The following is a 25,203-nucleotide window of genomic DNA, read 5'->3' on the forward strand; positions in this document are numbered from 1 at the left end:
TGCGGGAGCCGGATTTGAACCGACGACCTTCGGGTTATGAGCCCGACGAGCTACCAGGCTGCTCCATCCCGCGTCCGTGGATGCGCACTATACTCTCCGACGATTATGTTGCAACCCCTTTTTGCAATTTCGTGACCAAAAAGCGGTTTGTTGCTTACTTTCTCAACCATCTGGCGCATTGTTATCCGCTTCTACGGCTTCTTTACCTTCCGCCCGTTTTAATCTTAAGGGCGCTTTGCTATCTTCGGCCTGCAATTTACACAGAGGTAACAAAGCAATGAAAGGAAGTTGGGCCAAATATGTTGTTACTGGCGCGCTGATAGCGCTGCTTGCTGGATGTTCCTCTAAACCGACCGATCGCGGTCAGCAGTATAAAGACGGCAAGCTGGAGCAGCCGCTGGGCCTGGTTAATCAGCCCAATGCAAAAGGACGACCGGTGAACGGCAGAGACTTTGCCGACCAGGTAGCGGAAATTCAGGATGCGTCACCAGCGATGTTTTCACGCCAGACCAGCACCTATAACGCGATAAAAAGCTGGCTGATGGCGGGTGGCGATACAAGGCAGCTTCGCCAGTTTGGCGTCGATGCGTATCAGATGGAAGGCACAGATAACTACGGTAACGTGCAGTTTACCGGTTACTACACGCCGGTAATCCATGCTCGCTATACGCGCCAGGGCGAATTTCAGTATCCTTTATACCGTATGCCCGCGCACGGCAAGCGCCGTCTGCCAAGCCGCGCGGAAATCTACAGCGGCGCGCTGGATGAGCGCTATATCGTTGGCTACAGCAATTCGCTGATGGACAACTTTATTATGGATGTACAGGGCAGCGGCTACGTTGATTATGGTGATGGCCGACCGCTGATGTTCTTTGGCTACGGCGGTAAAAACGGGCATGCCTACCGCAGCATCGGTAAAGTGTTGATCGATCGCGGTGAAGTGAAGCGTGAAGATATGTCGATGCAGGCGATTCGCCAGTGGGGCGAAGAGCACAGCCCGGCGGAAGTGCGCGAGCTGCTTGAGCAGAATCCTTCCTTTGTCTTCTTTAAGCCAGAAGAGTTTGCGCCCGTGCGTGGCGCAAGCGCGGTGCCGCTGATCGCTAAAGCTTCCGTCGCCGCAGACCGTTCGCTGATCCCGCCGGGTACCGTATTGCTGGCAGAAGTGCCTTTGCTGGATAATAAAGGTAAATTTAGCGGCAAGTATGAGATGCGCATGATGGTGGCGCTTGACGTGGGCGGCGCGATCAAAGGACAGCATTTTGATATTTATCAGGGCATCGGTGAGCAAGCTGGTCATCTGGCCGGCTGGTATAATCACTATGGCCGCGTCTGGGTGCTGAAAGCGGCACCTGGCGCAGGCGCTTCTCCGTTCTCTATGGCACAAAATGGCACCACCGGTTCGACGCTGGTCAGCCGATAATTATTGCCAGCGGGCCGGAAAAGCCGGCCCGTTTTCTATTCTGAGGTAAATCATGACGGCTCTTTCCGACGCCTGGCTGCAACGCTTTGGCGGTACGGCACGTTTATATGGTCAGCCTGCGCTACAGCTGTTCGCTGATGCGCATATCTGCGTGGTCGGTATCGGCGGCGTGGGATCGTGGGCGGCCGAAGCGCTGGCGCGAACCGGTATCGGCGCCATTACGCTGATCGATATGGACGATGTCTGCGTTACCAACACCAATCGCCAGATCCATGCGCTGAAGGGCACCGTTGGGCAGGCGAAAACAGAGGTGATGGCTGAACGTATTCTGGCTATCAATCCAGAATGCAAAGTAACCTGCGTGGATGATTTTATCACGGCAGAAAACACGGCCGAGCTGATGAGCGCGGGCTTTGACTACGTGATTGACGCCATCGACAGCGTACGGCCGAAAGCAGCGCTGCTGGCCTGGTGCCGCCGCAATAAAATTCCGCTGGTAACGACGGGCGGGGCGGGTGGTCAAATCGACCCTACGCAGATCCAGGTCGCCGATCTGGCAAAAACGATTCAGGATCCGCTGGCGGCTAAGCTGCGCGAGCGGCTGAAAAGCGATTTTAAAATCGTCAAAAACAGCAAGGGCAAGCTTGGTATCGACTGCGTATTTTCCACCGAAGCGCTGATGTATCCGCAGCCGGACGGCTCGGTATGCGCCTCGCGCAGCACGGCGGAAGGGCCGAAGCGTATGGACTGCGCCTCTGGTTTTGGCGCAGCGACTATGGTTACCGCCACCTTTGGTTTTGTCGCTGTTTCCCACGTGTTAAAGAAAATGATGGCGAAAGCGGCGCGTGCCTGAGCAGCCGCTTACCTCTGCCGCGTCGGGTGCCTTAGCCCCACGACGCGTTTTTTTCTGTGGTTAAGCTGGTCCGGTCACGACTTCTCTTTAGCGCGGGTAGCGGCTTTGACTACCGCCTGCGCCAGCGCCGTCAGTCCGGCGCTGCGCGAAGCGCTAAGCTGATCGCGCAGGCCAAGCTCGGCAAACAGCGCCAGCGGATCGTGCCGCAAAATCTCATCCGCTGATTTCCCTTCAACGCTCAGCAGCAGCACCGCGAGCAGCCCTCGCACGATACGGCCTTCGCTGTCGCCATAAAAGTGCAGGCTGCCGTCAGGCATTTGCTGATTTCCCAGCCAGACGCGGTTTTCACAGCCGCTCAGTTCGATTTCCGCCGTTTTTAACGCGTCCGGCAGTGCAGGCAACTGTTTGCCCAGTAAAATCAGCTGTCGGTAGCGCTCTTCCCATTGGGTAAACGCAGAAAATTGCTGTTTCAGGCCGTCAGCGGTAATCAGAGTGCCAAACGGGTGTGGAGCCAGTAAAGTCGTCATTATTAATCTGCCAGAATTTCCAGGGCGCTGGACATTGCGTTCACCAGCGCTTCAACATCGTTGAGCGTATTATAAGGCGCAAACGAGGCGCGCAAAGTGCCGTTAACGCCAAGCGCCTGTAATAAAGGCTGGGCGCAGTGCTGTCCGGCACGCAGCGAAATACCGCTTTCTGCCAGCAGCGTAACGATATCGCTGTGGTGAACGCCTGCAATATCAAAGGCAAGCAGGCTGGAACCGCTGGCGCGCAGGCTGCGAAAACCCGGCAGCGTCGCCAGTCGCTCTTCCGCCACGTCGGCCAGCCCGCAGCTCCAGCTTTCCGCTCTGGCGATATCCAGCTTTTCCAGCCAGCTCAGCGCCGCGCTCAGGCCGATAACGCCCGCGACGTTTGGCGTGCCAGCCTCGAAACGCCACGGCACCGCCTGTGGGGTAAAGCCCTCAAAGCTTACCGATGTCAACATCTTGCCACCGCCTTGCCAGGGCTGCATCTCTGCCAGCAGCGCCGGTTTGCCGTACAGCACGCCCGTGCCCATCGGTCCATAGAGCTTATGCGCGGAAAAAGCGTAAAAATCGATATCCAGCGCCGTTACGTCAGGCGGCGCATGAACCACGCCCTGTGCGCCATCGATCATCACTTTTGCGCCAGCCCGGTGGGCCAGCTCAACCGCTTTGCTTAAATCCGGACAGCCGCCGGTAACGTTGGACATCTGACCAAGCGCTAAAACTTTGGTCTTTGCGCTAAGCAAGGTTTCCAGCACCAGCACATCCGGTAGCAGCCCTTTGCCAATGGGCCATTTCACTACCCGCGCGCCGGTCTGCTCGGCCACCATCAGCCACGGCACAAGATTGGCATGATGCTCGGCTTCGCTGACGATGATCTCATCGCCGGGCTGCAGGCGCGGTCGAAAGTAGCCCTGAGCGACAAGGTTGATGGCTTCCGTGGTGCCTTTGGTCCAGACGATAGTTTCTGGTGCGGCAGCGTTCAGCAGTCTGGCAACCTGGCCTCTGGCGCTTTCGTAGCGATCGGTCAGCTCACGCGCGGCCGCAAACTGGCTGCGATGCACGGTTCCGGCACCGAGGCTGTAAAACTGGCTGGTTGCCTCAATGACGACGGCCGGCTTCAGCGTGGTCGCGGCGCTATCAAGATAAACGCCGGTTTCGGCCAGGGCGGGGAACTGCTGGCGGAACCGGGCAGGGGAAAATGCGCTCATACTCTCCTCGACGCGGATGGGGAATTGGTGCTGTTTTAGCCTGAGCCAACTGAATTATCGGCCTTTTTCTGGCAATGTCTGAAAAGCAGGTTATTCTGATTTATGCAAGGTTTAAACTATTACCCGCAAATAGTCATCCTTAAGACAGGTAATTTACTCGCTTTCTGTCGTAAGGACGCACTCTTCGGGTGGTTTATCGCATTACTATCTGCAAGGAGATATAAAGATGAAAAAATTTGCTGCTATTATGGCCGCCTGCGCCATGACGTTTACCCTGGCTGCCTGCTCAAGCAATTATGTGATGCACACCAATGATGGCCGCACCATCGTTGCCGACGGCAAACCTGTTGTGGACAACGATACCGGTATGATCAGTTACAAAGATGCTAACGGCAACAAACAGCAGATCAACCGTTCTGACGTAAAAGAAATGGTTGAAATGGGCCAGTAAGTAACAGGCAAAAAAAAGCACCGCGTTAAGCGGTGCTACTAAATCTCTATGGACAGACAGGGTAAATCTAAAATAGTAGTCAGGCTACCCGACCTGCAAAAAGCAGATCAATTGCAAACACAACATCACGACCACAAGCCAAAAGCCCTCTAAAATCAGCGCAACCGCATCAATTTTAAACTGCTTTTCGTTCCGGCTCAGGAAGTGCGGCAACTATAGGTATTTGCTGGTGCATCCTCAACGGACAAATTATAATGGCTCGGATAACAAAAACTAATACGTAAAGCTACGTCAGTGGCCTTATGTCCGCTGCCACTATTAAGCCGTCGGTAATCATGTCGAAACGTCTTCCCCCTTTAAATGCGCTGCGCGTTTTTGACGCGGCCGCACGTCATCTCAGCTTTACGCGGGCTGCTGAAGAGCTTTTTGTTACTCAGGCCGCAGTCAGTCATCAGATAAAATCGTTAGAGGATTTCCTTGGGCTTAAGCTGTTTCGGCGGCGTAACCGGTCTTTGCTGCTGACTGAAGAAGGGCAAAGCTACTATCTGGATATCAAAGAGATTTTTACCGCGCTGAACGATGCCACGCGCAAGCTTCAGGCGCGCAGCGCCAAGGGCGCGCTGACCGTCAGCCTGCTGCCCAGTTTTGCTATTCAATGGCTGGTGCCGCGGCTGTCCAGCTTTAACTCAGCTTATCCGGGGATCGACGTGCGCATTCAGGCGGTAGACCGTGAAGAAGAGAAGCTGGCTGATGACGTGGACGTGGCTATTTTCTACGGTCGCGGCAACTGGCCGGGGCTGCGTGTAGAAAAACTCTATGCAGAATATCTGTTGCCCGTCTGTTCACCGCTGCTGCTTACCGGCGATAATCCGTTAAAAACCCCGGCCGATCTGGCACGCTTTACGCTGCTGCACGACGCGTCCCGTCGTGACTGGCAGTCCTACACGCGCCAGCTAGGCGTGAATATCAACGTGCAGCATGGCCCTATTTTTAGCCATAGCGCGATGGTGTTGCAGGCGGCTATTCACGGTCAGGGCGTGGCGCTGGCGAATAACGTGATGGCGCAAACGGAGATAGAAGCGGGCAGGCTGGCCTGTCCCTTCAACGACGTGCTGGTAAGTAAAAACGCTTTTTATCTGGTTTGTCATGACAGTCAGGCAGAACTGGGTAAAATAGCCGCCTTTCGCCAGTGGATCCTGGCGAAAGCAGCCAGCGAACAGGAAAAATTCCGCTTTCGCTACGAGAGCTGATACCCATTTATCATGCGTGGCCAGGGCGGCGGCGCATACCTACTCAGAGGATGATGTCATGTCGAGTCGTGCGATGCTGATTTTTACGGCGATCAGCGGGTTTATTTTTGTCATGCTGGGCGCGTTTGGCGCTCATGTTCTCAGCAAAACGCTTGGCGCGGGCGAGATGGCCTGGCTGAAAACGGGGCTGGAGTACCAGGGTTTTCATACGCTGGCTATCCTGGGACTGGCGGCGGCCATGCTGCGTCGCGCCAATATCTGGTTTTACTGGAGCAGCGCGCTGCTGGCGCTGGGAACGGTGTTGTTCAGCGGCAGCCTTTATTGCCTGGCGCTGTCCCATCTTAAGCTATGGGTTTACGTTACGCCGGTGGGCGGCTTTTGCTTCCTGATCGGTTGGGTTTTGATGTTGATTGGCGCGCTGCGTCTGAAAAAAAGGGCAGAACGCCATGAATAAAGTTTTACTCTATTGTCGTCAGGGTTTTGAAAAAGAGTGTGCGGCAGAAATTACGGCCAAAGCGGCGGCACGCGAAGTGTTCGGCTTTGCGCGCGTTAAAGAAGATTCCGGCTACGTCCTGTTTGAATGCTATCAGCCTGAAGAGGCGGAGAAGCTGGTACGCGAGCTGCCGTTTAGCGAACTGATTTTCTCTCGCCAGATGATTGTGGTGGGTGAACTGCTGCGCGATCTGCCGCAGGAAGATCGCGTAACGCCGGTAACCGGTATGCTTACCGGCGTGGTCGAGAAGGGCGGCGAGCTGCGGGTCGAAGTGCCAGACACTAACGAAAGCAAAGAGCTGCTAAAGTTCTGCCGTAAGTTTACCGTACCGCTGCGTGCCAGCCTGCGTGCGGCGGGTGTGTTGTTGAACTATGAAAGCAATAAGCGCCCGGTGGTACACGTCTTTTTTATCGCGCCTGGCTACTGCTACGTGGGCTACTCTCTGCCGCAAAACAACTCGCCTTTCTTTATGGGCATTCCGCGCCTGAAGTTCCCCGCCGATGCGCCAAGCCGCTCGACGCTGAAGCTGGAAGAGGCGTTTCACGTCTTTATTCCCGCCGACGAATGGGATGAACGTCTGGGCAGCGGCCTGTATGCGGTAGATTTGGGCGCCTGTCCTGGCGGCTGGACCTATCAGCTGGTCAAGCGCAGCATGATGGTTCACGCCATTGATAACGGCCCGATGGCACCGAGCCTGATGGATACCGGACAGGTTTTCCACCATCGGGAAGACGGCTTTAAATACCGTCCCACGCGCAGCAACATTTACTGGCTGGTCTGCGATATGGTTGAAAAACCGGTGCGCGTAGCCAACCTGATGGCCGACTGGCTGGTTAACGGCTGGTGCCGCGAAACGATTTTCAACCTTAAGCTGCCGATGAAAAAGCGTTATGAAGAGGTCTCGCAGAATCTGGCGATGATTGATGAAAAGCTAAAGGCCAACGGGATCAACGCGCAGATCCAGGCGCGCCAGCTCTATCACGATCGTGAAGAGGTTACGGTACATATTCGCCGCGTCTGGGGCGCTACGCCGGGCCGCCGCGACGAACGCTAGGCAACAGCCACCGGCTAAGCTTTAGCCGGTGGTGAACGTAATGCAGGCGATAAAACCGCTGGCCGGGCGTCTTAGGGTAGCCGTAGATCCTTAAGATTGCCCGCCAGATGCAGATCCGTTTTCAGCGTGGCAACTTCGCGGCAGATAAGCGCCATCTCCTGCTGCTGCTCCAGCTTTTTACGCCACTTATCCGGTACGTCCGGCAAATTTTGATAGATTGCCGCCAGTGAGCCGAAGGTTTTCAGCAGTTCCGCCGCGCTTTTTGCGCCAATGCCCGCCACGCCAGGAATTTTACTGCTGCCAATGCCGGCCAGCCCCCAGTAGTCGGTCAGCTGCGCAGGCGTCACGCCAAACTCTTTTTCGATAAACGGCAGGTCCAGCCAGCGTTTTTGAAAGTAGTCGCGGATCTGGATACGGGGTGCCAGCAGCTGACAGTAACCTTTATCGGTGGAAACGATGGTGGCCTGATGGCCGCTGCCAGCTACCTTAGCGGCCAGCGTGGCGGCAAGATCGTCAGCCTCTTCTCCCTGGGCGTGCCAGCAAGCCACGCCTGCTGATTCGAACGCGGTGCGCAGCAGCGGCATCTCTGCTTTTAACGTCTCCGGCATGGGTGAACGACCGGCCTTATAGTCAGGCAAAATTCGATGACGCCAGCCTTCGTGGCGTTCATCATCGTCAAATACCGCTACGGCATGGGTTGGTTTGCTGTGCAGGATCAGCTGCTGTAACGCGTGCAGGCAGGTATCCTGACAGGGAGAATCCTGTACCGCGTGGATGCGGCGAATAAGGTTCAGCGCATCAATAATCAGTAGATGAATAGTCATAGGTGCTTAAAAGAGCGGCACGGCTGCCGCTCTGCTGGCGGTTATTTAATGATTTCGTAGCAGGGGATGTAGGCCGTTCCCGGCAGCTTCATACGGTGCTGGGCAACAAATCCCTGTAACAAATCGTCCATGCGGCGCATGATCCCGGCATCGCCATGGATCTTGTAAGGGCCTTTTTCCTTGATGGCTTTAATGCCCGGCTCCTTAACGTTACCCGCTACAATGCCGGAAAACGCCCGGCGCAGCGCGGCGGCCAGCTGTTCGGCCGGCTGGCCAGGATGCAGGTTAAGATTCGCCATATTTTCATGCGTAGGCATAAACGGCACCTGCAGATCCGGCGCAATCCGTATCGACCAGTTAAAGCTGTAGGCGTCGCCCGTTTCACGGCGGTGCTCTTTCACCTGCGGCATCGCTTTTTTCATTAAGCGAGCCACCTCCGGCGCGTCGTCGATAATAATGGTGTAGTGCTGACGTGCGGCTTCTCCCAGCGTGCTGACGATAAACTCGTCCAGCACGCGGAAATAGTCGGCGCTTTCTTTCGGACCGGTCAAAATCAGCGGCAGCACCTGATCGTGGTTGTGCGGATTCATCAGGATACCCAGCAGATAAAGCAGCTCTTCTGCTGTCCCCACGCCGCCAGGAAAGATAATGATGCCGTGGGCGATACGGACGAAAGCTTCCAGACGTTTTTCAATGTCCGGCATGATAATCAGCTCGTTAACCAGCGGGTTCGGCGGTTCGGCGGCAATAATAGAAGGCTCGGTCAGCCCTATAAAGCGGCTCTCTTTATACCGCTGTTGCGCATGACCGACGGCCGCGCCTTTCATCGGCGCTTCCATTACGCCTGGCCCGCAGCCGGTACAGATATTCAGCTCACGCAGGCCCAGCTGCGAACCGACGTTTCGGCAGTACTGATACTCGACGGCGTTAATAGAGTGCCCGCCCCAGCAAACCACGGTATTGGGCAGTTCGCCAACGTGCAGCGCTCTGGCATTACGCAGGATAGAAAAAACCAGGTTGGTGATGCGCACGGAGTCATCCACGTCCTGCTGCTGAAAACGTTCCGCGCCGTCAAACTGACCGTTAACAAACAGGATGTCGCGCAATACGGCAAACAGGTTCGCCTGTAGCGAACGAATAATTCGCCCGTCGACGAAGGCTTCTTCTGGCGGATTGATCAGCTCCAGCTTGACGCCGCGCTCGCGGCGCAGCACGTTGATATCGAAGCTTTCAAAGCGTGACAGCAGTTCGTGGCTGCTGTCGGTCTGGCTACCTGAGTTCAGAACGGCAAGGGAGCAGTTACGAAAGAGTTGGTAAAGGTCGCTGCTGGCGGTACGCTTCAGCATATCGACTTCCAGCTGAGACAGCAGATCCATGGAGCCTAAGGGGCTGATATGTGTGATCAAGTTAACTCCTTTGCACCCATCCGGGCGGTGGTCACTCTCTGTCAAACTTGTGCTCAAACGATCGAACAACCATGACGAAGAAAAAATTTCCCTGGGCAGCCAGTGCCCAATTCAGATTACCCTTCTTCTCAAACAGCAGACAACTTTATAACGCGATTATGCGTAACGTTACGCAAATTCCTACTGACGAACCAGGCGCGACAGGCTGGGTTTGAATTCACCATTGCTGCGCCAGGGATTGATATCCAGGCCGCCGCGACGGGTATACCGTGCATAAACGCTCAGGCTCTCCGGCTGGCAGAAGCGCAGAATATCGTTAAAAATCCGCTCAACGCACTGTTCGTGAAACTCATTATGATGGCGGAAGGAAACCAGATAGCGCAGCAGCGCTTCACGCTGAATACGCGGGCCACGGTAGCTAATTTGCACCGAGCCCCAGTCCGGCTGGTTGGTAATCAGGCAGTTTGATTTCAACAAATGGCTGACCAGCTGCTCTTCCACGATTTCCGACTGCGTTGCCTGCTGCAGGTAATCCGTGCTGAAAGTGTAGCTGTCGATCGCAATGTCCTGCTCGTCGATGCAGTAACCGTTGAAATGACCGATTGGCTGCCCTTCAATTTCACTCAGGCGGAAAAGCGCCACGCTAACGTCGCCCTGCGCGCAGGCGCTGAGATCGCGTTCCAGCGTCGCGCGGACTTCACCCCAGTCGGCAAAACGGGTCTGATTAAAGCTGTTAAGGTAGAGCTTAAAGCTTTTCGATTCGATAAGGTTAACGCTGCGGGCATCCAGGCTAACTTCGCCAACCGCTACCTGCGGCAAGCCTTTGGCGTTGAGCCATGATAATTCATACAGCGTCCAGATATCGGCCCCGTGAAAAGGTAAACTGTCAGGAAAAAGGCCAAGAGGTTCGCGGTTCATGCTTCTTGGTACGGCCTGCAGTAAAGAGGGCTGGTACTGGTCGTGGTATTCTGTGGGTTTTCCCAACGTCAGGCCGCTTAGCGCCTGATGTGTGTCTGAAGACATTGCATTACCTTTATTGCCTGCCTGTGCAGGATGTGGCCTGAATCGTCCTGGCGTGACCGGACGACATCATCGAAAACAGATAGCCTTAGTGTAACCCAGGCATCCGAGAGTGAAAAAATAATGAATGACGAAACTTCCCGTGCGCTGGCCGATTTTACCCGCAACTATTGCGAGAGCTGGAGCCGTAAATATGGCCATCCTCCGGCCAGTAGCGATCTGTATGGTTTAGCCTCGCCCTGCGTACAGCAAACCGTAGAAAATGAGGTTTACTGGTTACCGCAGCCTTTTACCCTGGCAAAAAATCTGGAAAACGTAGAGCGTGCGCTTGGGCTGCGTATCCAGCCTTCGGTCGTTGCCTGGTACACTACCCAGTTTGCGGGCGATATGACCACGCTGGTGAATGACCAGCCCTGTACGCTGCTGCAAATCTGGAGTGAAGAAGATTTTGTGCGGATGCAGGAAAATTTAATTGGTCATCTGGTGATGAAGCAGCGCCTTAAACATTCGCCTACGCTCTTTATTGCCACGACGCCTTCCGAGCTGGAAGTCATTTCCGTTTGTAACCTGAGCGGCGAGGTCATTCTGGAAACGTTGGGAACAAAGAAGCGTACGGTACTGGCTGCGACGCTTGAACAATTCCTTATTTCTCTGCCTGTTAGTGAGCCATTAAGGTAAAAAGGCGTTTACAATGTGAGACATCTCTTACATTGAGTGTAAGAGATCGCTTTTAAATCTTAAGAACATTGTCAGCAAAACGCATTAAAAGAGAATTAAATCAAAAAGTTGTTAGCATGAGTTTGGCGAAAAACCGGCTTCGGCGCAAAAAAGTTTTTTACGCTCTATTGTTTGTCTTCGGCAATAAGGCAAACTTAAGTTCGTCGCAAGGGATGATGTGACTTAGGGAACAAGTCAGCACAGAGGCTGAAGGCTTTACTTCAGAAGAACGTCAGATATCTCAGGATTGAGAACAGGGACACCTCCAGGACGGAGACAGGGAGCTGTCGGTACAGACAGCAGGCCAGGATGCTCAGGGACATCGCCAGTGACGGTGAATGTGTAGGGAAACGTCAGGACAAAGTTATCAGGGACGAGCAGGGAGCACTTATGTAGCCGGATAGCTGCAAACGAACCAGGAGCACTGTTTTTACAGTGCTCCTTTTTTTCGTCCATACTTATCCTGTCGACGGCGGTAGTGCTATGCTTGCGGCCCATTAATTTTACCAGGAGAGCACTGATGAGCCGGGAACTTGAGATCCGTGACCGCCTGCAGGCTATCGAACAGGCGCTGCACGACGGCGGCCTGTGGCAAGCCTGCGCGCCAAATGCAGAAGCCTTTGAAAGTAAAGAACCTTTTTGTGTTGATACCATGATGCCGGTGCAGTGGCTGCAGTGGGTTTTCCTGCCGCGCATGACGGCGTTACTCGACGCGCAGGCCGACCTGCCGGTGAAGCTGGCGATTGCTCCGTATTATGAGGTAGCGCTGGAAGGCGCAATGCCTGGCCGGGCAAAGCTGCTGCACGTTTTGAATCAGCTTGATCAATTTTTTGAGCACGATAATTAATGCTGGAAATTCTTTATCAGGATGAGTGGCTGGTTGCGGTGAATAAACCCGCAGGCTGGCTGGTCCATCGTAGCTGGCTGGACAGGCACGAAAGCGTTTTTGTTATGCAAACCGTGCGCGATCAGATTGGTCAACACGTCTTTACCGTTCATCGCCTTGACCGACCCACTTCCGGTGTGCTTCTGATGGGCCTGTCCAGCGAGGTTGCGCGCCTGCTCTGCGGACAGTTTGAACAGCATCAGATGCAAAAAACCTATCATGCGGTGGTCAGAGGCTGGCTGGAAGGCGAAGAGACGCTGGATTATGCCTTGACCGAAGAGCTGGATAAAATCGCAGACAAGTTCAGCAATCCTGAAAAAGCGCCACAGCCTGCGGTAACCCACTGGCGCGCGCTGGCGAAGGCGGAGCTACCGGTGCCGGTCAGCCGCTACGATACTTCGCGTTACACCTTGATGGAGCTAAAGCCGCAGACGGGCCGTAAGCACCAGCTCAGGCGGCACATGACCCATTTACGTCATCCTATCATTGGCGACAGCGCCCACGGCGATCTGCGCCAGAACCGCAGCGCGGCGCAGCATTTCGGCATGAAGCGGCTCATGCTGCACGCCAGCGAGCTGCGGCTGGATCATCCGGTAACGGGTGAGCCGCTGGTATTACGTGCCGGGCTGGATAGCGTCTGGCAGGAAATGATGACGACTTTTGGCTGGCAAGATGCTCTTCCCGATCTTCCCCGGGTTGAGTTTGCCGCCTCTTCCCTTCAGGATAGCGTGACAGAATAAGCAGTAAGGAAAAGAGCATGGCTCAGATAGGCATTTTTGTAGGCACCGTTTACGGTAACGCCCTGCTGGTGGCGGAAGAGGCGGAACCTTTGCTGATTGATGGTGGCCACCAGGTGAAGATTTTTGAAGATCCGACGCTGGCAGACTGGCAGTCTTATGCCGATGGCGTGGCGCTGGTGATCACCTCCACGACTGCGCAAGGCGACCTGCCAGACAGCATTGCTCCGCTGTTCCATGATATTCACGACAAGCTGGGCCACCAGCCGACGCTGCGCTACGGCATTATCGCGCTGGGCGACAGCAACTACGATGATTTCTGCGGCGCAGGGAAGAAGTTTGATGCGCTGCTGCAGGAACATGCTGCCACGCGGGTTGGTGAGATGCTGATGATTGACGCCAACGAAAACCCGGAGCCGGAAGAGGTTTCCTCGCCCTGGGTCGAAGCCTGGATGAAACAGCTTAATTAAGCGAACGGGCCTGCGCTTAACGGCAGGGCCCGATCCCGCATCAGGTCACCGGCGCAGGGTTAAACACCGCCAGCGCGTTCCGAATTCCCCAGCGGTCAGACCACGTCTGCTTGCGTCCGCTGGCAATATCCAGAATCAGCTCAAACAGCCGCCAGCCAACCTGCTCAATGGTTTCTTCCCCCGTGGCGATGGTGCCCGCGTTAATATCCATCAGGTCGTGCCACCGGTCGGCCAGCGCGGTGCGCGTCGCCATTTTAATCACTGGAATAGCCGCCAGCCCGTAAGGCGTGCCGCGTCCGGTGGTAAACACCTGCAAAGTAATGCCCGAAGCCATCTGCTGCGTGCCGCAGACAAAATCGCTGGCTGGGGTGGCGGCGTAAATCAGGCCGCGTCTGGTGGGGCGCTGGCCTGGCGAAAGCACCTCCACAATAGCGCTACGGCCAGATTTAGCGATGGAGCCCAGCGCTTTCTCAACCACGTTTGCCAGCCCGCCTTTTTTATTGCCGGGCGAAGGATTGGCGCTGCGATCGGTCTTGCCCATATTCAGATAATCATCATACCAGGCCATCTCTTCCAGCAACCGCCTGCCGACCTCTTCATCGACCACGCGCGGCGTCAGCAAATGCACCGCATCGCGCACTTCGGTGACTTCCGAAAACATCACCGTTGCGCCACAGCGAACCAGCAAATCGGAAGCAAAGCCTACGGCGGGATTCGCGGTAACGCCGGAAAATGCGTCGCTGCCGCCGCACTGCATGCCGACTATCAGCTCGGCAGCCGGTACCGTTTCCCGCTGGCGTTGATTAAGCCGCCGTAAATGGCGCTCGGCCACCTGCAAAATATCTTCAACCATCGATTGAAAGCCGACGTGTTTCTCATCCTGCAGGCGCACCACGTCTTCTTCGCCAAGTGAAATAGTTTGCACGTCGGGCGTGCCTTCCAGCAGCCGCTCGGGCTGGAGCTTTTCACAGCCCAGGCTGACAATCATCACTTCGCCGCCAAAGTTGGCGTTAAGCGACAGGTTATGGATGGTGCGTATAGGCACTACGGCCGCCGGCGCGTTAATCGCCACGCCGCAGCCGTAAAGATGGTTCAGCGCTACCACGCCATCAACGTTGGGATAGTTGGGCAGCAGGTCGCGCTCAATGATTTGCACTACGTAATCCACGACGCCAGCCACGCAGTGAACGCTGGTGGTAATGCCCAGCAGGTTACGCGTTCCTACACTGCCATCGGCGTTGCGATAACCTTCAAACGTGTAGCCTTCCAGCGCGGGCAGGGCAGGTGGAACATTACTGGCCAGCGGCAGGCTTGCCAGCTCGGGTGCCTCCGGTAAAACCACCAGCGACTCGTCAATCCAGCCGCCGCGCTGAATATCGCGCACGGCATAGCCAATAATTTCGCCGTAGCGAATAATATTGCCGCCTTTGGCTATATCGGTTAAGGCAACCTTATGCCCTTGTGGAATATGTTCTTTTAGCGTTAGTCCGCATGAAAATGCAGTACCGGCCGTTAGCCCATTATTGTTAACGACGATGGCGACGTTATCGTTCTCATGCACCTTTATATAAAGCGGCGGATCGTTTTTGGATGTATTCATTGCTCGACAAGCCCCGACATAAATAGAAAGTTTTAACCAAAAGCCAAAGCGTGTAGTGAGTGAAAATTATTCTGCTGCCGGACAGTATAGAGGGCGTCGTGCGCGAAAACATTATGCAGATGTCCGACATCGCGCCGTAACATCCCGCCTGTTTTCTGGCAAATTTACAGCAGCCAGTGAGAAGGCTCACAAACGGCCAGGCCGGGTGTGACCGCTGCCGCACATTGCTAATGTTCCGTGAGCCAGCCCGCAGGGGATTGTGCAAAAGCCATAACATCAGGCCAAAACACCCGGTTTAATGGTGCGTTCCTACGATGCTTTCTCTTTTTACCCTTCTTATACTTTTTAGCGAAACAGAACAAGTTATTAGCGCTGAGATTATTCTGCCCTTTAATCGCTGTGTTTAACCTGACTTCATTCTGATACCCAACGCGATGTGTATGCAGTCCAGAGTGAGTTTGCCTGACGCTATCTTTCAGGAGTGCATCATGGATTCAATCAGCAGTGCGGCGAGCACCGTGCAAAAAAGAACTAATGCTCGCTACTGGATAGTGGTGATGTTGTTTATCGTCACTTCGTTTAACTACGGTGACCGTGCGACTATCGCTATTGCGGGATCGGCCATGTCGAAAGACATCGGGCTGGATCCGGTCGGTCTGGGCTATATCTTTTCCGCCTTCTCATGGGCTTATGTGATTGGGCAAATCCCCGGCGGCTGGCTGCTGGACCGCTTCGGTTCCAAACGCGTCTACTTCTGGAGCATCTTCCTGTGGTCGCTGTTTACCCTGCTGCAGGGCTTTGTCGATCTGCTGAGCGGTTTCAGCATCATCGTCACGCTGTTTATGCTCCGCTTTATGGTTGGCCTGGCGGAAGCGCCCTCTTTTCCCGGTAACAGCCGTATCGTCGCCGCCTGGTTTCCTGCCCAGGAGCGCGGCACCGCCGTCGCCATTTTTAACTCGGCGCAATATTTTGCCACGGTGATCTTCGCGCCGATTATGGGCTGGCTGACCTCGGCAGTGGGCTGGGCGCACGTGTTCTGGTTTATGGGCGGGCTGGGCATCATCCTCAGCTTTATCTGGCTGAAGGTGATCCACGATCCCAACGATCATCCCGGCGTGAACAAAGCCGAGCTGGAATATATGGAGCAGGGCGGCGCGCTGATCAATATGGACGCCAAAAAGGCGGAGCGTAAGGTCAGCTGGGCAGAGAAAAAAAGCCAGATCAAACAGTTAATCACCTCAAAAATGATGATCGGCATTTATCTGGGGCAGTACTGCATCAACGCTTTAACCTACTTCTTTATTACCTGGTTCCCGGTTTACCTGGTGCAGGCGCGCGGTATGTCCATCCTGAAGGCCGGCATGGTCGCCTCTATCCCCGCCATTTGCGGTTTTCTGGGCGGCGTGCTGGGCGGCATTATTTCTGACTGGCTGATGCGTAAAACCGGCTCTTTAAATATTGCCCGTAAAACGCCAATCGTCCTCGGCATGCTGCTCTCTATCACGATGGTGGTCTGTAACTACGTCGATACCGAATGGGTGGTAGTGTTCTTTATGGCGCTGGCGTTCTTCGGCAAGGGAATTGGCGCGCTTGGCTGGGCAGTAATGGCGGATACCGCGCCAAAAGAGATCAGCGGGCTTAGCGGCGGCTTGTTCAACATGTTCGGCAATATTTCCGGCATCGTTACCCCTGTCGTTATCGGCTATATCATCGCGACCACCGGCTCTTATAACGGCGCGCTAATCTACGTTTGCATTCATGCCTTCGTGGCGGTGATGAGCTATCTGGTGCTGGTGCGCGATATCAAGCGTATTGAGCTGAAACCTTTGTAAGGACGAGTTATGACGACGCAAAGCAGCCCGGTTATCACAGAAATGAAGGTCATTCCGGTAGCGGGCCATGACAGCATGCTGCTGAATATCGGTGGCGCGCACGGCGCTTACTTTACCCGCAATATCGTTGTGCTCACCGACAGCGCCGGACACACCGGCGTGGGTGAAGCGCCGGGCGGTGAAACCATCTACCAGACGTTACTGGATGCCGTTCCGCAGGTGAAGGGCCGTGAGGTTGCCCGGATGAATCGTCTGGTGCAGGAAGTGCATAAAGGCAATCAAACCGCCGATTTCGATACCTTTGGCAAAGGCGCCTGGACTTTCGAACTGCGCGTCAACGCGGTAGCCGCGCTGGAGGCCGCGCTGCTGGACCTGCTGGGACAGTGCCTGAACGTGCCGGTGGCGGAACTGTTGGGGCCTGGCAAGCAGCGGGATGAGGTGACGGTACTTGGCTATCTGTTCTATATCGGCGATCGCGAGAAAACCGATTTGCCTTATCTTACCGGCGAAAACGCCACGCATGACTGGTATCGCCTGCGTCACCAACAGGCGATGGACAGTGCGGCCGTCGTGCAGCTGGCCGAGGCCGCGCAGGATAAATATGGCTTTAAAGATTTCAAGCTAAAAGGCGGCGTCTTGCCGGGCGAACAGGAAATCGAGGCGGTGAAAGCGATGAAAAAACGCTTTCCCGACGCGCGCATCACTGTCGATCCCAACGGGGCGTGGCTGCTGGACGAGGCCATCGCACTTTGCAAAGACATGCAGGGCATTTTGACCTATGCGGAAGATCCCTGCGGCGCGGAACAGGGCTATTCAGGACGAGAAGTGATGGCAGAGTTCCGCCGCGCCACCGGTTTGCCCGTGGCGACCAATATGATCGCCACCAACTGGCGCGAAATGAACCATGCCGTCATGCTCAACGCCGTCGATATTCCTCTGGCCGATCCTCACTTCTGGACGTTAAGCGGCGCGGTACGCGTTGCCCAGCTCTGCGACGACTGGGGACTTACCTGGGGCTGTCACTCTAATAATCATTTTGATATTTCGCTGGCGATGTTTACGCACGTGGGGGCTGCCGCGCCGGGCAAGCCCACGGCTATTGATACGCACTGGATCTGGCAGGAAGGCGATCAGCGCCTGACGAAAAATCCGCTGCAAATCCGCAATGGCAAAATTGCCGTACCGGATGCGCCAGGTTTAGGCGTTGAGCTGGACTGGGCGCAGCTCGAAAAAGCCCATGCGCTTTACAAAACGCTGCCGGCGGGCGCGCGCAATGATGCCGCGGCCATGCAGTATCTGGTTCCCGACTGGACATTCGATCGCAAGCGCCCGGCTTTTGGGCGCTGAATCTTACCTCAGAAGGAAGACGTTATGAGTCAGGCTACTCCACTGATAACCGAAATGCAGACGATCCCGGTTGCCGGGCATGACAGCATGTTGCTGAACCTCAGCGGCGCGCACGCGCCATTTTTCACCCGCAACATTGTTATCATTAAAGATAATGCCGGGCATACGGGCGTGGGTGAAATTCCCGGTGGCGAAAAAATTCGGAAAACGCTGGAAGAGGCGGCCGCGCTGCTGGTGGGACACGGCATCGGCGAATATAAAAATTTACTGAGCCACGTACGCAATACCTTTGCCGATCGGGATGCTGGCGGTCGCGGCAATCAGACTTTCGATCTGCGCACCACTATCCACGTGGTAACGGGAATCGAAGCCGCGCTGCTGGATCTGCTTGGTCAGCATCTGGACGTTAACGTCGCTTCGCTGCTTGGCGACGGACAGCAGCGCGACCGGGTCGAAATGCTGGGCTATCTCTTCTATGTCGGCGACCGCCGCAAAACCTCGCTGCCTTATCAAAGCCAGCCGGACGACAGCTGCGACTGGTATCGCCTGCGGCATGAAGAAGCGCTGACGCCGGAAGCCGTGGTGCGCCTGGCTGAAGCGGCCTATGAAAAATATGGCTTCAACGACTTTAAACTGAAGGGCGGCGTGCTGGCGGGCAGCGAAGAGGCGGAAGCAGTGACCGCGCTGGCGAAGCGCTTTCCGGAGGCCAGAATTACGCTCGATCCCAACGGCGCCTGGTCGTTGAATGAAGCGATTGAGCTTGGCAAACAGCTAAAAGACGTGCTGGCCTACGCGGAAGATCCCTGCGGCGCAGAGCAGGGCTACTCAGGACGGGAAGTGATGGCGGAGTTCCGTCGCGCCACGGGGATGCCGACCGCAACCAATATGATCGCCACCGACTGGCGGCAGATGGGCCATACTCTTTCTTTGCAATCGGTCGATATCCCGCTGGCCGATCCGCACTTCTGGACGATGCAGGGTTCCGTGCGCGTGGCGCAGATGTGTCACGACTTTGGCCTCACCTGGGGTTCTCACTCTAACAACCATTTCGATATTTCGCTGGCGATGTTCACCCACGTAGCCGCCGCCGCGCCTGGCAAAATCACCGCTATCGATACCCACTGGATCTGGCAGGAAGGCAATCAGCAGCTGACGCAGCAGCCTTTACAGATTAAAGGCGGTCAGGTTCAGGTTCCGCAAAAACCGGGGCTGGGCGTCGAGCTGGATATGGATCGCGTAATGAAAGCGCACGAGCTTTACCAAAAACACGGTCTGGGCGCGCGCAACGACGCGCAGGCCATGCAGTTCCTGGTGCCGGACTGGACGTTTGATAATAAACGCCCTTGCCTGGTGCGTTAAACCCTTTCAGGAGAAACCGATGAGCTATGTAAATACTCCCAACAGCTTCCGCCAGCGCCTGCTGGCAGGCGAAACCTTAATCGGCAGCTGGTGTGCGCTGGCGAACCCGTTGACGACGGAAGTGCTTGGGCTGGCGGGCTTTGACTGGCTGGTGCTGGACGGCGAGCATGCGCCCAACGACATCACCACTTTTATCCCGCAGCTGATGGCGCTGAAGGGCAGCGTTAGCGCGCCGGTGGTGCGTCCGCCGACCAACGAGCCGGTGATTATCAAACGTCTGCTCGATATCGGTTTTTCCAATTTTCTGATCCCGTTTGTGGAAACGGAAGAGGAAGCGGTACGCGCGGTAGCGTCGACTCGCTATCCGCCGATGGGCATTCGCGGCGTGTCGGTTTCGCACCGCAGTAACATGTACGGCACCGTGCCGCAGTACAACAACATCATCAACGACAACATCACCGTGCTGGTACAAATCGAGACGCAGCAGGGGGTGGATAATATTGACGCTATCGCTGCCGTTGAAGGCGTGGACGGTATTTTTGTCGGGCCTGGCGACCTCTCTGCCGCGCTGGGCTATCTGGGGCAGCCAGCGCATCCGGAAGTGCTAAAGGTCATTAAATATATCTTTGAACGCGCGAAAGCGGCCGGTAAGCCGAGCGGCATTCTGGCCCCGGTAGAAGCCGATGCCCGCCGCTATCTGGAATGGGGCGCGGGTTTTGTTGCGGTAGGCAGCGATCTGGGCGTCTTCCGCGGCGCCACGCAGGCGCTGTGCGATCGCTTTAAAAAATAACCCACTGTTCAGGAGACAAAGATGAAAATCGGATTTATAGGTCTGGGTATCATGGGCAAGCCCATGAGCAAAAATCTTATCAAGGCTGGCTACACGCTGGTGGTGCGCGATCACAATGCTGAAAACGTGGCGGAAGTGGTTGCCCTGGGTGCCACCTCAGCGGATTCAGCCAAAGCGATAGCGGAGCAGAGCGATGTAATCATTACCATGCTGCCTAATTCGCCGCACGTGAAAGAAGCGCTGCTGGGCGAAGGCGGCGTGATTGAAGGCGCCAAAGCGGGCACCATCGTGATTGATATGAGCTCCATCGCGCCGCTGGCAAGCCGTGAAATCCACGAGGCGCTGGCGAAGAAAGGCGTGGCGCTGCTGGATGCGCCAGTGAGCGGTGGCGAGCCTAAAGCTATCGACGGCACGCTCTCTGTCATGGTCGGCGGCGATAAAGAGCTGTTTGATCAATGCTACGACATCATGAAGGCGATGGCGGGCTCCGTGGTACATACTGGTGATATCGGTGCCGGCAACGTGACCAAGCTGGCAAATCAGGTGATTGTGGCGCTGAATATCGCCGCCATGTCGGAAGCGCTGACGCTGGCAACCAAGGCCGGTGTCGATCCTGAACTGGTCTTCCAGGCCATTCGCGGTGGCCTTGCCGGCAGCACGGTGCTGGATGCTAAAGCGCCGATGGTGCTCGGTCGTAACTTCAAGCCCGGCTTCCGCATCGACCTGCATATCAAAGATCTGGCTAACGCGCTGGATACTTCTCACGACGTAGGCGCCCAGCTACCGCTGACTGCCACGGTGATGGAGATGATGCAGGCGCTGCGGGCTGACGGCCTGGGCACGGCCGATCACAGCGCGCTGGCCTGTTATTATGAGAAGCTGGCGAAAGTAGAAATCAAATAGTGCCGAGGTCCGGCTGGCTCTTTAAGCCGGAACCTGAATCTCTGGAATCGCGCACGGACTAACGTATGAAAATAGTAATCGCACCGGATTCATATAAAGAAAGCCTGTCGGCTCAGCAGGTTGCTATGCAAATCGAGCAGGGATTCAGCGAAATTTTTCCGGAGGCTGAATATGTCCGGCTGCCCGTTGCCGACGGCGGAGAAGGCACCGTCGAGGCGATGGTCGCCGCGACAAAAGGTAAAATGGTACGCCTGAACGTCACAGGCCCGCTGGGCAAAGAGGTTGAGGCGTTTTATGGCCTTTCCGGTGACGACAGCTGCGCCTATATCGAAATGGCGGCGGCCAGCGGTCTGGAGCTGGTTCCCGTTGCACAGCGTAACCCGCTGATTACCACCTCTTACGGTACCGGCGAGCTTATTCGCAGCGCGCTGGATAAAGGCGTCGAGCATTTTATTATCGGCATCGGCGGCAGCGCGACTAACGACGGCGGTGCGGGGATGGTTCAGGCGCTGGGCGCAAAGCTGCTGGACAAAGAGGGCAGACAGATCGGTTTTGGCGGCGAGAAGCTGGCGGAACTGAGCAAGATTGAACTCGGCGAGCTCGATCCCCGTCTTAAAAACTGCCGTTTTGAAGTGGCCTGCGACGTGACCAATCCGCTGTTGGGGGAACAAGGCGCATCCGCCGTGTTCGGCCCGCAAAAGGGTGCCACGCCAGAGTTAGTTAACCAGCTGGATCGCGCGCTGGCGCACTATGCGGAAATCATCAGACGCGATCTGGATATCGATGTATTGACCATTCCCGGCGGCGGTGCGGCAGGCGGGATGGGTGCGGCACTGCACGCTTTTTGCCAGGCAGAGCTGCGGCGCGGCATCGAAATCGTTACGGAAGCGCTGGGGCTGGACGAACTGGTCAAAGACGCCACGCTGGTGATCACCGGCGAAGGACGCATCGATAGCCAGACGATCCACGGCAAAGTGCCGATTGGCGTGGCAAAAGTAGCAAAACGCTACAACAAGCCGGTTATCGGCATTGCCGGCAGCCTGACCAAAGATGTGGCGGTGGTGCATCAGCACGGGCTGGATGCCGTCTTCAGCGTGATTTACAGCGTGTGTACGCTTGATGACGCACTGGCCAGCGCGGCAGACAACGTGCGTATGACCGCACGCAATATCGCCGCCACGCTGGCGATTGGGCAGGGCTTTGTAAAATAAAAGCCCGCTGGTTTTCGCCTGCTTGCGGATGACGATCGGCAGCGGACAAGGAAGCTACAGGTTTTCCGTAGCCGACAGCTTTTCCTGTGCCAGCCGCGCCACGTTTTGCATTTCATCGAGCAGCTCAAACAGCTCTGGTTCGATATCACCCGGCGTCTGGCCCTTACGCAAGCTTTGCTCCAGCTGCTGGCACAGCTGCTTCATTCTGGGCACGCCGCTGTAGCTGGCGCTGCCGTGAAGCTTGTGAATGATATCGCGCAGGGCCTTAACGTTATTTTCGGCCATATAGCGTTCTACCTGCTGCTGCACGTCCGGCAAAAAATCCACCAGCATTTGCAGCAAATCACGCGCCAGATCGGGCTTATTCGCCGCCTGGCGCAGCGCCAGATCCCAGTCCAGCGATACCGACAGCGTCTTTACTGCGGGCAGCGGAGCAGGGTGCGGCGCATAGCGTGCCAGCAGCTGCGCCAGTTTCGCTTCATCTATGGGCTTAGCCAGATAGTCGTTCATACCGGCGCTGATCATGTGCTGCCGTTCGCCATCCAGCGCATGAGCGGTAACGGCGACGACGGGCGTTGAAGCGTGCGCCGGTAGCTCTCGAATCAGCTCGCTGGCGCGGATACCATCAATTTCCGGCATCTGAATATCCATCAGAATGACATCAAGCGGCTGCGTCTTCGCCTGCTGGATAGCCGTTACGGCGCTGTCACACAAAATAACGCGCTCTACCTGCTCATCCAGCAAAGCGCCGATCAGCTTCAGGTTCGCCGGGTTATCATCCACGGCCATCACCGTCAGCGGCAGTTTCTGCCTGCCAGGGACATATTCCACGCCGCGCGCATGCTGTTCAAGCAGCACGGGCAGCAGCCGCGCCAGCGAGATGGGCTTGGTCAGACAGGCGCTAACGCCGCGCGTTTTCAGCTCTTCCGCATAGGTCTGCAGCTGGCACGGCAGCGCCATAATGACGGAGTCGGCACGCTTAAGTACGGACAGCGCCTGCCAGGGAAGCTGACGGTTCGCCTCGCGGGTCACCGGCAGGCCAATCAGCAGCGTATCGAAATGCTCGTCCGGCAGCTCCGGCAGCGTGGCGGCATAGGTCACGGTCATGGCGGTGGCCGCCAGCAGATCGAGCGTGGCCTGAGCCGCCGCCAGGTTGGCTTCAATATAAGCCAGCTTTTTGCCGCGTAAACACTCAACGGCGCGCAGGTCCTGAATCGCGTTAGGATTTAGCGCCAGGTTGATATGAAACCAGAAGGTAGAACCCTGATTCAGGCGGCTGTGAAAAGAGATTTCGCCGCCCATTTCATTAACCAGCTTGCGGGTGATCACCAGCCCAAGCCCGGTGCCGCCGTGGCGGCGGGAAATGCTGGCGTCGGCCTGACGAAAAGCCTGGAAAAGCTGCGACTGCTGTTTTTCAGAAATACCGATGCCGGTATCATGGATCTGTACTTCAAGATCGACACGGTTGTTGCTCAGCGAGCGCTTTTCGATGCGAATATCAATATGGCCGCGCTCGGTAAATTTAATCGCGTTACCCAGCAGGTTGACCACAATTTGCTGTAGCCGCATCGGGTCGCCTATGGTGTTATCCGGCACGTCGTGCTGGATACTTAACGTCAGCTCCAGCCCTTTTTCATGGGCAGACTGTGCCAGCAAGACCACCACTTCATCCAGCGTCGCGCGTAGCGGAAAGGGAATGGTCTCCAGCACCAGCCTGCCCGCTTCCAGCTTGGAAAAATCCAGCACGTCATTGATGATACTCAGCAGGTTATTCGCCGAGCGTTCAATAGTATGCAGGTAGTCGCGCTGGGTAATATTCAGCGGCGTTTTCAGCGTCTGACGGGTAAAGCCGATAACGCCGTTCAGCGGCGTGCGCAGCTCGTGGGACATGTTAGCCAGAAACTCTGACTTGATCCTGGCCGCTTCCTGAGCGCGTTTGCGCGCCAGATCCAGTTCAACGTTCTGGATCTCCATCTGCTCCAGCGTTTCGCGCAGATCGGACGTCGCCTGGTCAATGTTTTGCTGCATCTCTTCGTGGTAGGCGGTCAGCGACATCGCCATCGAATTGATGCCGTTTTTCAGCATATCCAGCTCGCCCAGCATGTGGCCCGTGACCCGACTGTCGAGCTGGCCGCGACGGATGCGGTCAACGGTATTCACCATGTCCCGAATCGGGCCGGTCACATCGCGCATTAAGCGGTAGGCGAACAGCATGGCGAGACAGAGGCAGAGCAGCAGCAGCAGCGTGGAAACAAAAATTTCTTTATATTGCTGCAACCTGACCGACTGTAGATCCAGTTCGATGGCCACATAGCCGAGCGGATTGCCTTCTGGCCTGGCATCTTCATCGGACGATTCATCCGGCCAGGAGCTTTCAGACAAGATTGGCGTGCGCAGGATCACCAGATTGCCCTGGCGCTCATAGCTAAAGGTGGCGGGCAGTTTCGCTTTCTGGGCGGTGCGCAGTCTGTCGACGTTGGCGTGATAGTTAGAGGTGACGAACAGCTCGTTCTGCGTGTCAAAAACGGTGATAGCCCGAACGATATCGGAATGGCGACGATGCAGCAGGCTAACCAGCTGGCGCACGGACTCTTTGTGGCGAAAGGTCATGCCATATTCGCTGGCGACGGCCAGCGGCTCGATGATATTGACGCCCGCGTCGACCAGCTGGCGCTGTAGCTCATTGTAGCGATGCACGATAAAAAAGGTGCTTAACAGCAGCCCGATCATCAGCGTGGGCGCCAGAATCAAGATCATCATTCGTGCCCGCAGGCTGTATTTGGTCATAATTATCCTGTACCGCGCCGCGCGGCATCAGTCGAATTAATCCGATCGCTGGTGTAGG

The 25,203-nt window shown here is 56.0% G+C and carries 23 protein-coding genes and 1 tRNA gene; 16 read left to right on the forward strand and 8 right to left on the reverse strand.

All coding sequences use genetic code 11. The features are described 5' to 3' along the window. Positions 1-73, reverse strand: a tRNA-Met gene (locus KUE00_RS19505). A 204-nt stretch (positions 74-277) separates the two neighbouring features. Between KUE00_RS19505 and mltA the strand changes: the two genes are divergently transcribed. Next, positions 278-1,420, forward strand: coding sequence for a murein transglycosylase A (mltA, locus tag KUE00_RS19510; RefSeq protein ID WP_246761722.1), 1,143 nt, complete (start codon positions 278-280; stop codon positions 1,418-1,420). A gap of 52 nt (positions 1,421-1,472) precedes the next feature. Beyond that, positions 1,473-2,273: a tRNA cyclic N6-threonylcarbamoyladenosine(37) synthase TcdA gene (gene tcdA / locus KUE00_RS19515; RefSeq protein WP_246761724.1), complete on the forward strand. Its 801-nt coding sequence runs from the start codon at positions 1,473-1,475 to the stop codon at positions 2,271-2,273. A 74-nt stretch (positions 2,274-2,347) separates the two neighbouring features. Here the strand turns inward: tcdA and csdE are convergent, their stop codons facing one another. After that, positions 2,348-2,800, reverse strand: a complete 453-nt coding sequence (gene csdE, locus KUE00_RS19520; protein WP_281434690.1) for a cysteine desulfurase sulfur acceptor subunit CsdE — start codon at positions 2,798-2,800, stop codon at positions 2,348-2,350. Positions 2,801-2,802: 2 nt separating this feature from the next. Further along, entirely contained in the window at positions 2,803-4,008 is a 1,206-nt protein-coding gene (csdA, locus tag KUE00_RS19525) for a cysteine desulfurase CsdA (RefSeq protein WP_246761726.1), read from the reverse strand. Positions 4,009-4,234: 226 nt separating this feature from the next. Here csdA and KUE00_RS19530 point away from each other — a divergent pair, with 226 nt between their 5' ends. The 4 genes from KUE00_RS19530 (at position 4,235) to rlmM (ending at position 7,256) form a co-directional block, all read left to right on the forward strand. Further along, positions 4,235-4,459, forward strand: coding sequence for a YgdI/YgdR family lipoprotein (locus KUE00_RS19530; protein WP_246761727.1), 225 nt, complete (start codon positions 4,235-4,237; stop codon positions 4,457-4,459). Positions 4,460-4,794: 335 nt separating this feature from the next. Next, positions 4,795-5,709 (forward strand): transcriptional regulator GcvA, encoded by a 915-nt coding sequence (locus KUE00_RS19535; protein ID WP_246761729.1) that lies wholly within the window; start codon positions 4,795-4,797, stop codon positions 5,707-5,709. Positions 5,710-5,767: 58 nt separating this feature from the next. Then, the gene (locus KUE00_RS19540) at positions 5,768-6,163 is read left to right on the forward strand and encodes a DUF423 domain-containing protein (protein WP_246761730.1); all 396 of its coding nucleotides are present in this window, start codon (positions 5,768-5,770) and stop codon (positions 6,161-6,163) included. Beyond that, complete coding sequence (gene rlmM / locus KUE00_RS19545) at positions 6,156-7,256, forward strand: 23S rRNA (cytidine(2498)-2'-O)-methyltransferase RlmM (protein ID WP_246761732.1); 1,101 nt, start codon at positions 6,156-6,158, stop codon at positions 7,254-7,256. The genes KUE00_RS19540 and rlmM overlap by 8 nt, the downstream gene beginning before the upstream one ends. A 71-nt stretch (positions 7,257-7,327) precedes the next feature. Here the strand turns inward: rlmM and xni are convergent, their stop codons facing one another. The 3 genes from xni to queF all read right to left on the reverse strand — a co-directional run bounded on the left by xni (position 7,328) and on the right by queF (position 10,509). After that, positions 7,328-8,080 (reverse strand): flap endonuclease Xni, encoded by a 753-nt coding sequence (gene xni / locus KUE00_RS19550; RefSeq protein WP_246761734.1) that lies wholly within the window; start codon positions 8,078-8,080, stop codon positions 7,328-7,330. A gap of 41 nt (positions 8,081-8,121) precedes the next feature. Further along, positions 8,122-9,486, reverse strand: coding sequence for a nucleotide 5'-monophosphate nucleosidase PpnN (gene ppnN / locus KUE00_RS19555; RefSeq protein WP_246761736.1), 1,365 nt, complete (start codon positions 9,484-9,486; stop codon positions 8,122-8,124). 180 nt (positions 9,487-9,666) lie between these two features. Further along, on the reverse strand, positions 9,667-10,509 hold the full coding sequence (gene queF, locus KUE00_RS19560; protein WP_246761738.1) for an NADPH-dependent 7-cyano-7-deazaguanine reductase QueF: 843 nt from the start codon (positions 10,507-10,509) through the stop codon (positions 9,667-9,669). A 120-nt stretch (positions 10,510-10,629) separates the two neighbouring features. Here queF and syd point away from each other — a divergent pair, with 120 nt between their 5' ends. The 4 genes from syd to KUE00_RS19580 all read left to right on the forward strand — a co-directional run bounded on the left by syd (position 10,630) and on the right by KUE00_RS19580 (position 13,316). After that, the gene (syd, locus tag KUE00_RS19565) at positions 10,630-11,184 is read left to right on the forward strand and encodes a SecY-interacting protein (RefSeq protein ID WP_246761739.1); all 555 of its coding nucleotides are present in this window, start codon (positions 10,630-10,632) and stop codon (positions 11,182-11,184) included. Between the two features lie 559 nt (positions 11,185-11,743). Next, entirely contained in the window at positions 11,744-12,070 is a 327-nt protein-coding gene (locus KUE00_RS19570) for a YqcC family protein (RefSeq protein ID WP_246761741.1), read from the forward strand. Beyond that, positions 12,070-12,849, forward strand: a complete 780-nt coding sequence (gene truC / locus KUE00_RS19575; protein ID WP_246761743.1) for a tRNA pseudouridine(65) synthase TruC — start codon at positions 12,070-12,072, stop codon at positions 12,847-12,849. The genes KUE00_RS19570 and truC overlap by 1 nt, the downstream gene beginning before the upstream one ends. Before the next feature lie 17 nt (positions 12,850-12,866). Further along, entirely contained in the window at positions 12,867-13,316 is a 450-nt protein-coding gene (locus tag KUE00_RS19580) for a flavodoxin (RefSeq protein WP_246761744.1), read from the forward strand. Positions 13,317-13,356: 40 nt separating this feature from the next. Here the strand turns inward: KUE00_RS19580 and garD are convergent, their stop codons facing one another. Then, the gene (gene garD, locus KUE00_RS19585) at positions 13,357-14,916 is read right to left on the reverse strand and encodes a galactarate dehydratase (protein WP_246761746.1); all 1,560 of its coding nucleotides are present in this window, start codon (positions 14,914-14,916) and stop codon (positions 13,357-13,359) included. Positions 14,917-15,404: 488 nt separating this feature from the next. Here garD and KUE00_RS19590 point away from each other — a divergent pair, with 488 nt between their 5' ends. The 6 genes from KUE00_RS19590 to KUE00_RS19615 all read left to right on the forward strand — a co-directional run bounded on the left by KUE00_RS19590 (position 15,405) and on the right by KUE00_RS19615 (position 22,358). Beyond that, positions 15,405-16,748: an MFS transporter gene (locus tag KUE00_RS19590; protein WP_246761748.1), complete on the forward strand. Its 1,344-nt coding sequence runs from the start codon at positions 15,405-15,407 to the stop codon at positions 16,746-16,748. Positions 16,749-16,757: 9 nt separating this feature from the next. Continuing rightward, positions 16,758-18,095: an enolase C-terminal domain-like protein gene (locus tag KUE00_RS19595; protein ID WP_246761749.1), complete on the forward strand. Its 1,338-nt coding sequence runs from the start codon at positions 16,758-16,760 to the stop codon at positions 18,093-18,095. A gap of 24 nt (positions 18,096-18,119) precedes the next feature. Beyond that, positions 18,120-19,454: a glucarate dehydratase gene (gene gudD, locus KUE00_RS19600; RefSeq protein WP_246761750.1), complete on the forward strand. Its 1,335-nt coding sequence runs from the start codon at positions 18,120-18,122 to the stop codon at positions 19,452-19,454. A 19-nt stretch (positions 19,455-19,473) separates the two neighbouring features. Beyond that, a complete protein-coding gene (garL, locus tag KUE00_RS19605; protein ID WP_246761752.1) occupies positions 19,474-20,244 on the forward strand; it encodes a 2-dehydro-3-deoxyglucarate aldolase in 771 nt (256 codons plus the stop codon). Between the two features lie 21 nt (positions 20,245-20,265). Beyond that, on the forward strand, positions 20,266-21,147 hold the full coding sequence (gene garR, locus KUE00_RS19610; protein ID WP_246761754.1) for a 2-hydroxy-3-oxopropionate reductase: 882 nt from the start codon (positions 20,266-20,268) through the stop codon (positions 21,145-21,147). Positions 21,148-21,212: 65 nt separating this feature from the next. Then, entirely contained in the window at positions 21,213-22,358 is a 1,146-nt protein-coding gene (locus tag KUE00_RS19615; protein WP_246761756.1) for a glycerate kinase, read from the forward strand. A gap of 54 nt (positions 22,359-22,412) precedes the next feature. On the opposite strand, the gene barA is transcribed toward KUE00_RS19615, so the two are convergent. Continuing rightward, the gene (barA, locus tag KUE00_RS19620) at positions 22,413-25,145 is read right to left on the reverse strand and encodes a two-component sensor histidine kinase BarA (protein WP_246761758.1); all 2,733 of its coding nucleotides are present in this window, start codon (positions 25,143-25,145) and stop codon (positions 22,413-22,415) included. Positions 25,146-25,203: the final 58 nt, after the last annotated feature.

This window comes from Erwinia phyllosphaerae, assembly GCF_019132875.1.
Classification (GTDB): Bacteria; Pseudomonadota; Gammaproteobacteria; order Enterobacterales; family Enterobacteriaceae; genus Erwinia; species Erwinia phyllosphaerae.

Coding starts and splice junctions, on each gene's coding strand:
- KUE00_RS19535 (WP_246761729.1), top strand. CDS start 4,795: ATGTCGAAACGTCTTCCCCCTTTAAATGCGCTGCGCGTTTTTGACGCG.
- KUE00_RS19530 (WP_246761727.1), top strand. CDS start 4,235: ATGAAAAAATTTGCTGCTATTATGGCCGCCTGCGCCATGACGTTTACC.
- garR (WP_246761754.1), top strand. CDS start 20,266: ATGAAAATCGGATTTATAGGTCTGGGTATCATGGGCAAGCCCATGAGC.
- KUE00_RS19540 (WP_246761730.1), top strand. CDS start 5,768: ATGTCGAGTCGTGCGATGCTGATTTTTACGGCGATCAGCGGGTTTATT.
- truC (WP_246761743.1), top strand. CDS start 12,070: ATGCTGGAAATTCTTTATCAGGATGAGTGGCTGGTTGCGGTGAATAAA.
- barA (WP_246761758.1), bottom strand. CDS start 25,145: ATGACCAAATACAGCCTGCGGGCACGAATGATGATCTTGATTCTGGCG.
- KUE00_RS19580 (WP_246761744.1), top strand. CDS start 12,867: ATGGCTCAGATAGGCATTTTTGTAGGCACCGTTTACGGTAACGCCCTG.
- gudD (WP_246761750.1), top strand. CDS start 18,120: ATGAGTCAGGCTACTCCACTGATAACCGAAATGCAGACGATCCCGGTT.
- tcdA (WP_246761724.1), top strand. CDS start 1,473: ATGACGGCTCTTTCCGACGCCTGGCTGCAACGCTTTGGCGGTACGGCA.
- syd (WP_246761739.1), top strand. CDS start 10,630: ATGAATGACGAAACTTCCCGTGCGCTGGCCGATTTTACCCGCAACTAT.
- mltA (WP_246761722.1), top strand. CDS start 278: ATGAAAGGAAGTTGGGCCAAATATGTTGTTACTGGCGCGCTGATAGCG.
- garL (WP_246761752.1), top strand. CDS start 19,474: ATGAGCTATGTAAATACTCCCAACAGCTTCCGCCAGCGCCTGCTGGCA.
- KUE00_RS19570 (WP_246761741.1), top strand. CDS start 11,744: ATGAGCCGGGAACTTGAGATCCGTGACCGCCTGCAGGCTATCGAACAG.
- xni (WP_246761734.1), bottom strand. CDS start 8,080: ATGACTATTCATCTACTGATTATTGATGCGCTGAACCTTATTCGCCGC.
- KUE00_RS19595 (WP_246761749.1), top strand. CDS start 16,758: ATGACGACGCAAAGCAGCCCGGTTATCACAGAAATGAAGGTCATTCCG.
- rlmM (WP_246761732.1), top strand. CDS start 6,156: ATGAATAAAGTTTTACTCTATTGTCGTCAGGGTTTTGAAAAAGAGTGT.
- queF (WP_246761738.1), bottom strand. CDS start 10,509: ATGTCTTCAGACACACATCAGGCGCTAAGCGGCCTGACGTTGGGAAAA.
- KUE00_RS19590 (WP_246761748.1), top strand. CDS start 15,405: ATGGATTCAATCAGCAGTGCGGCGAGCACCGTGCAAAAAAGAACTAAT.
- csdE (WP_281434690.1), bottom strand. CDS start 2,800: ATGACGACTTTACTGGCTCCACACCCGTTTGGCACTCTGATTACCGCT.
- KUE00_RS19615 (WP_246761756.1), top strand. CDS start 21,213: ATGAAAATAGTAATCGCACCGGATTCATATAAAGAAAGCCTGTCGGCT.
- csdA (WP_246761726.1), bottom strand. CDS start 4,008: ATGAGCGCATTTTCCCCTGCCCGGTTCCGCCAGCAGTTCCCCGCCCTG.
- garD (WP_246761746.1), bottom strand. CDS start 14,916: ATGAATACATCCAAAAACGATCCGCCGCTTTATATAAAGGTGCATGAG.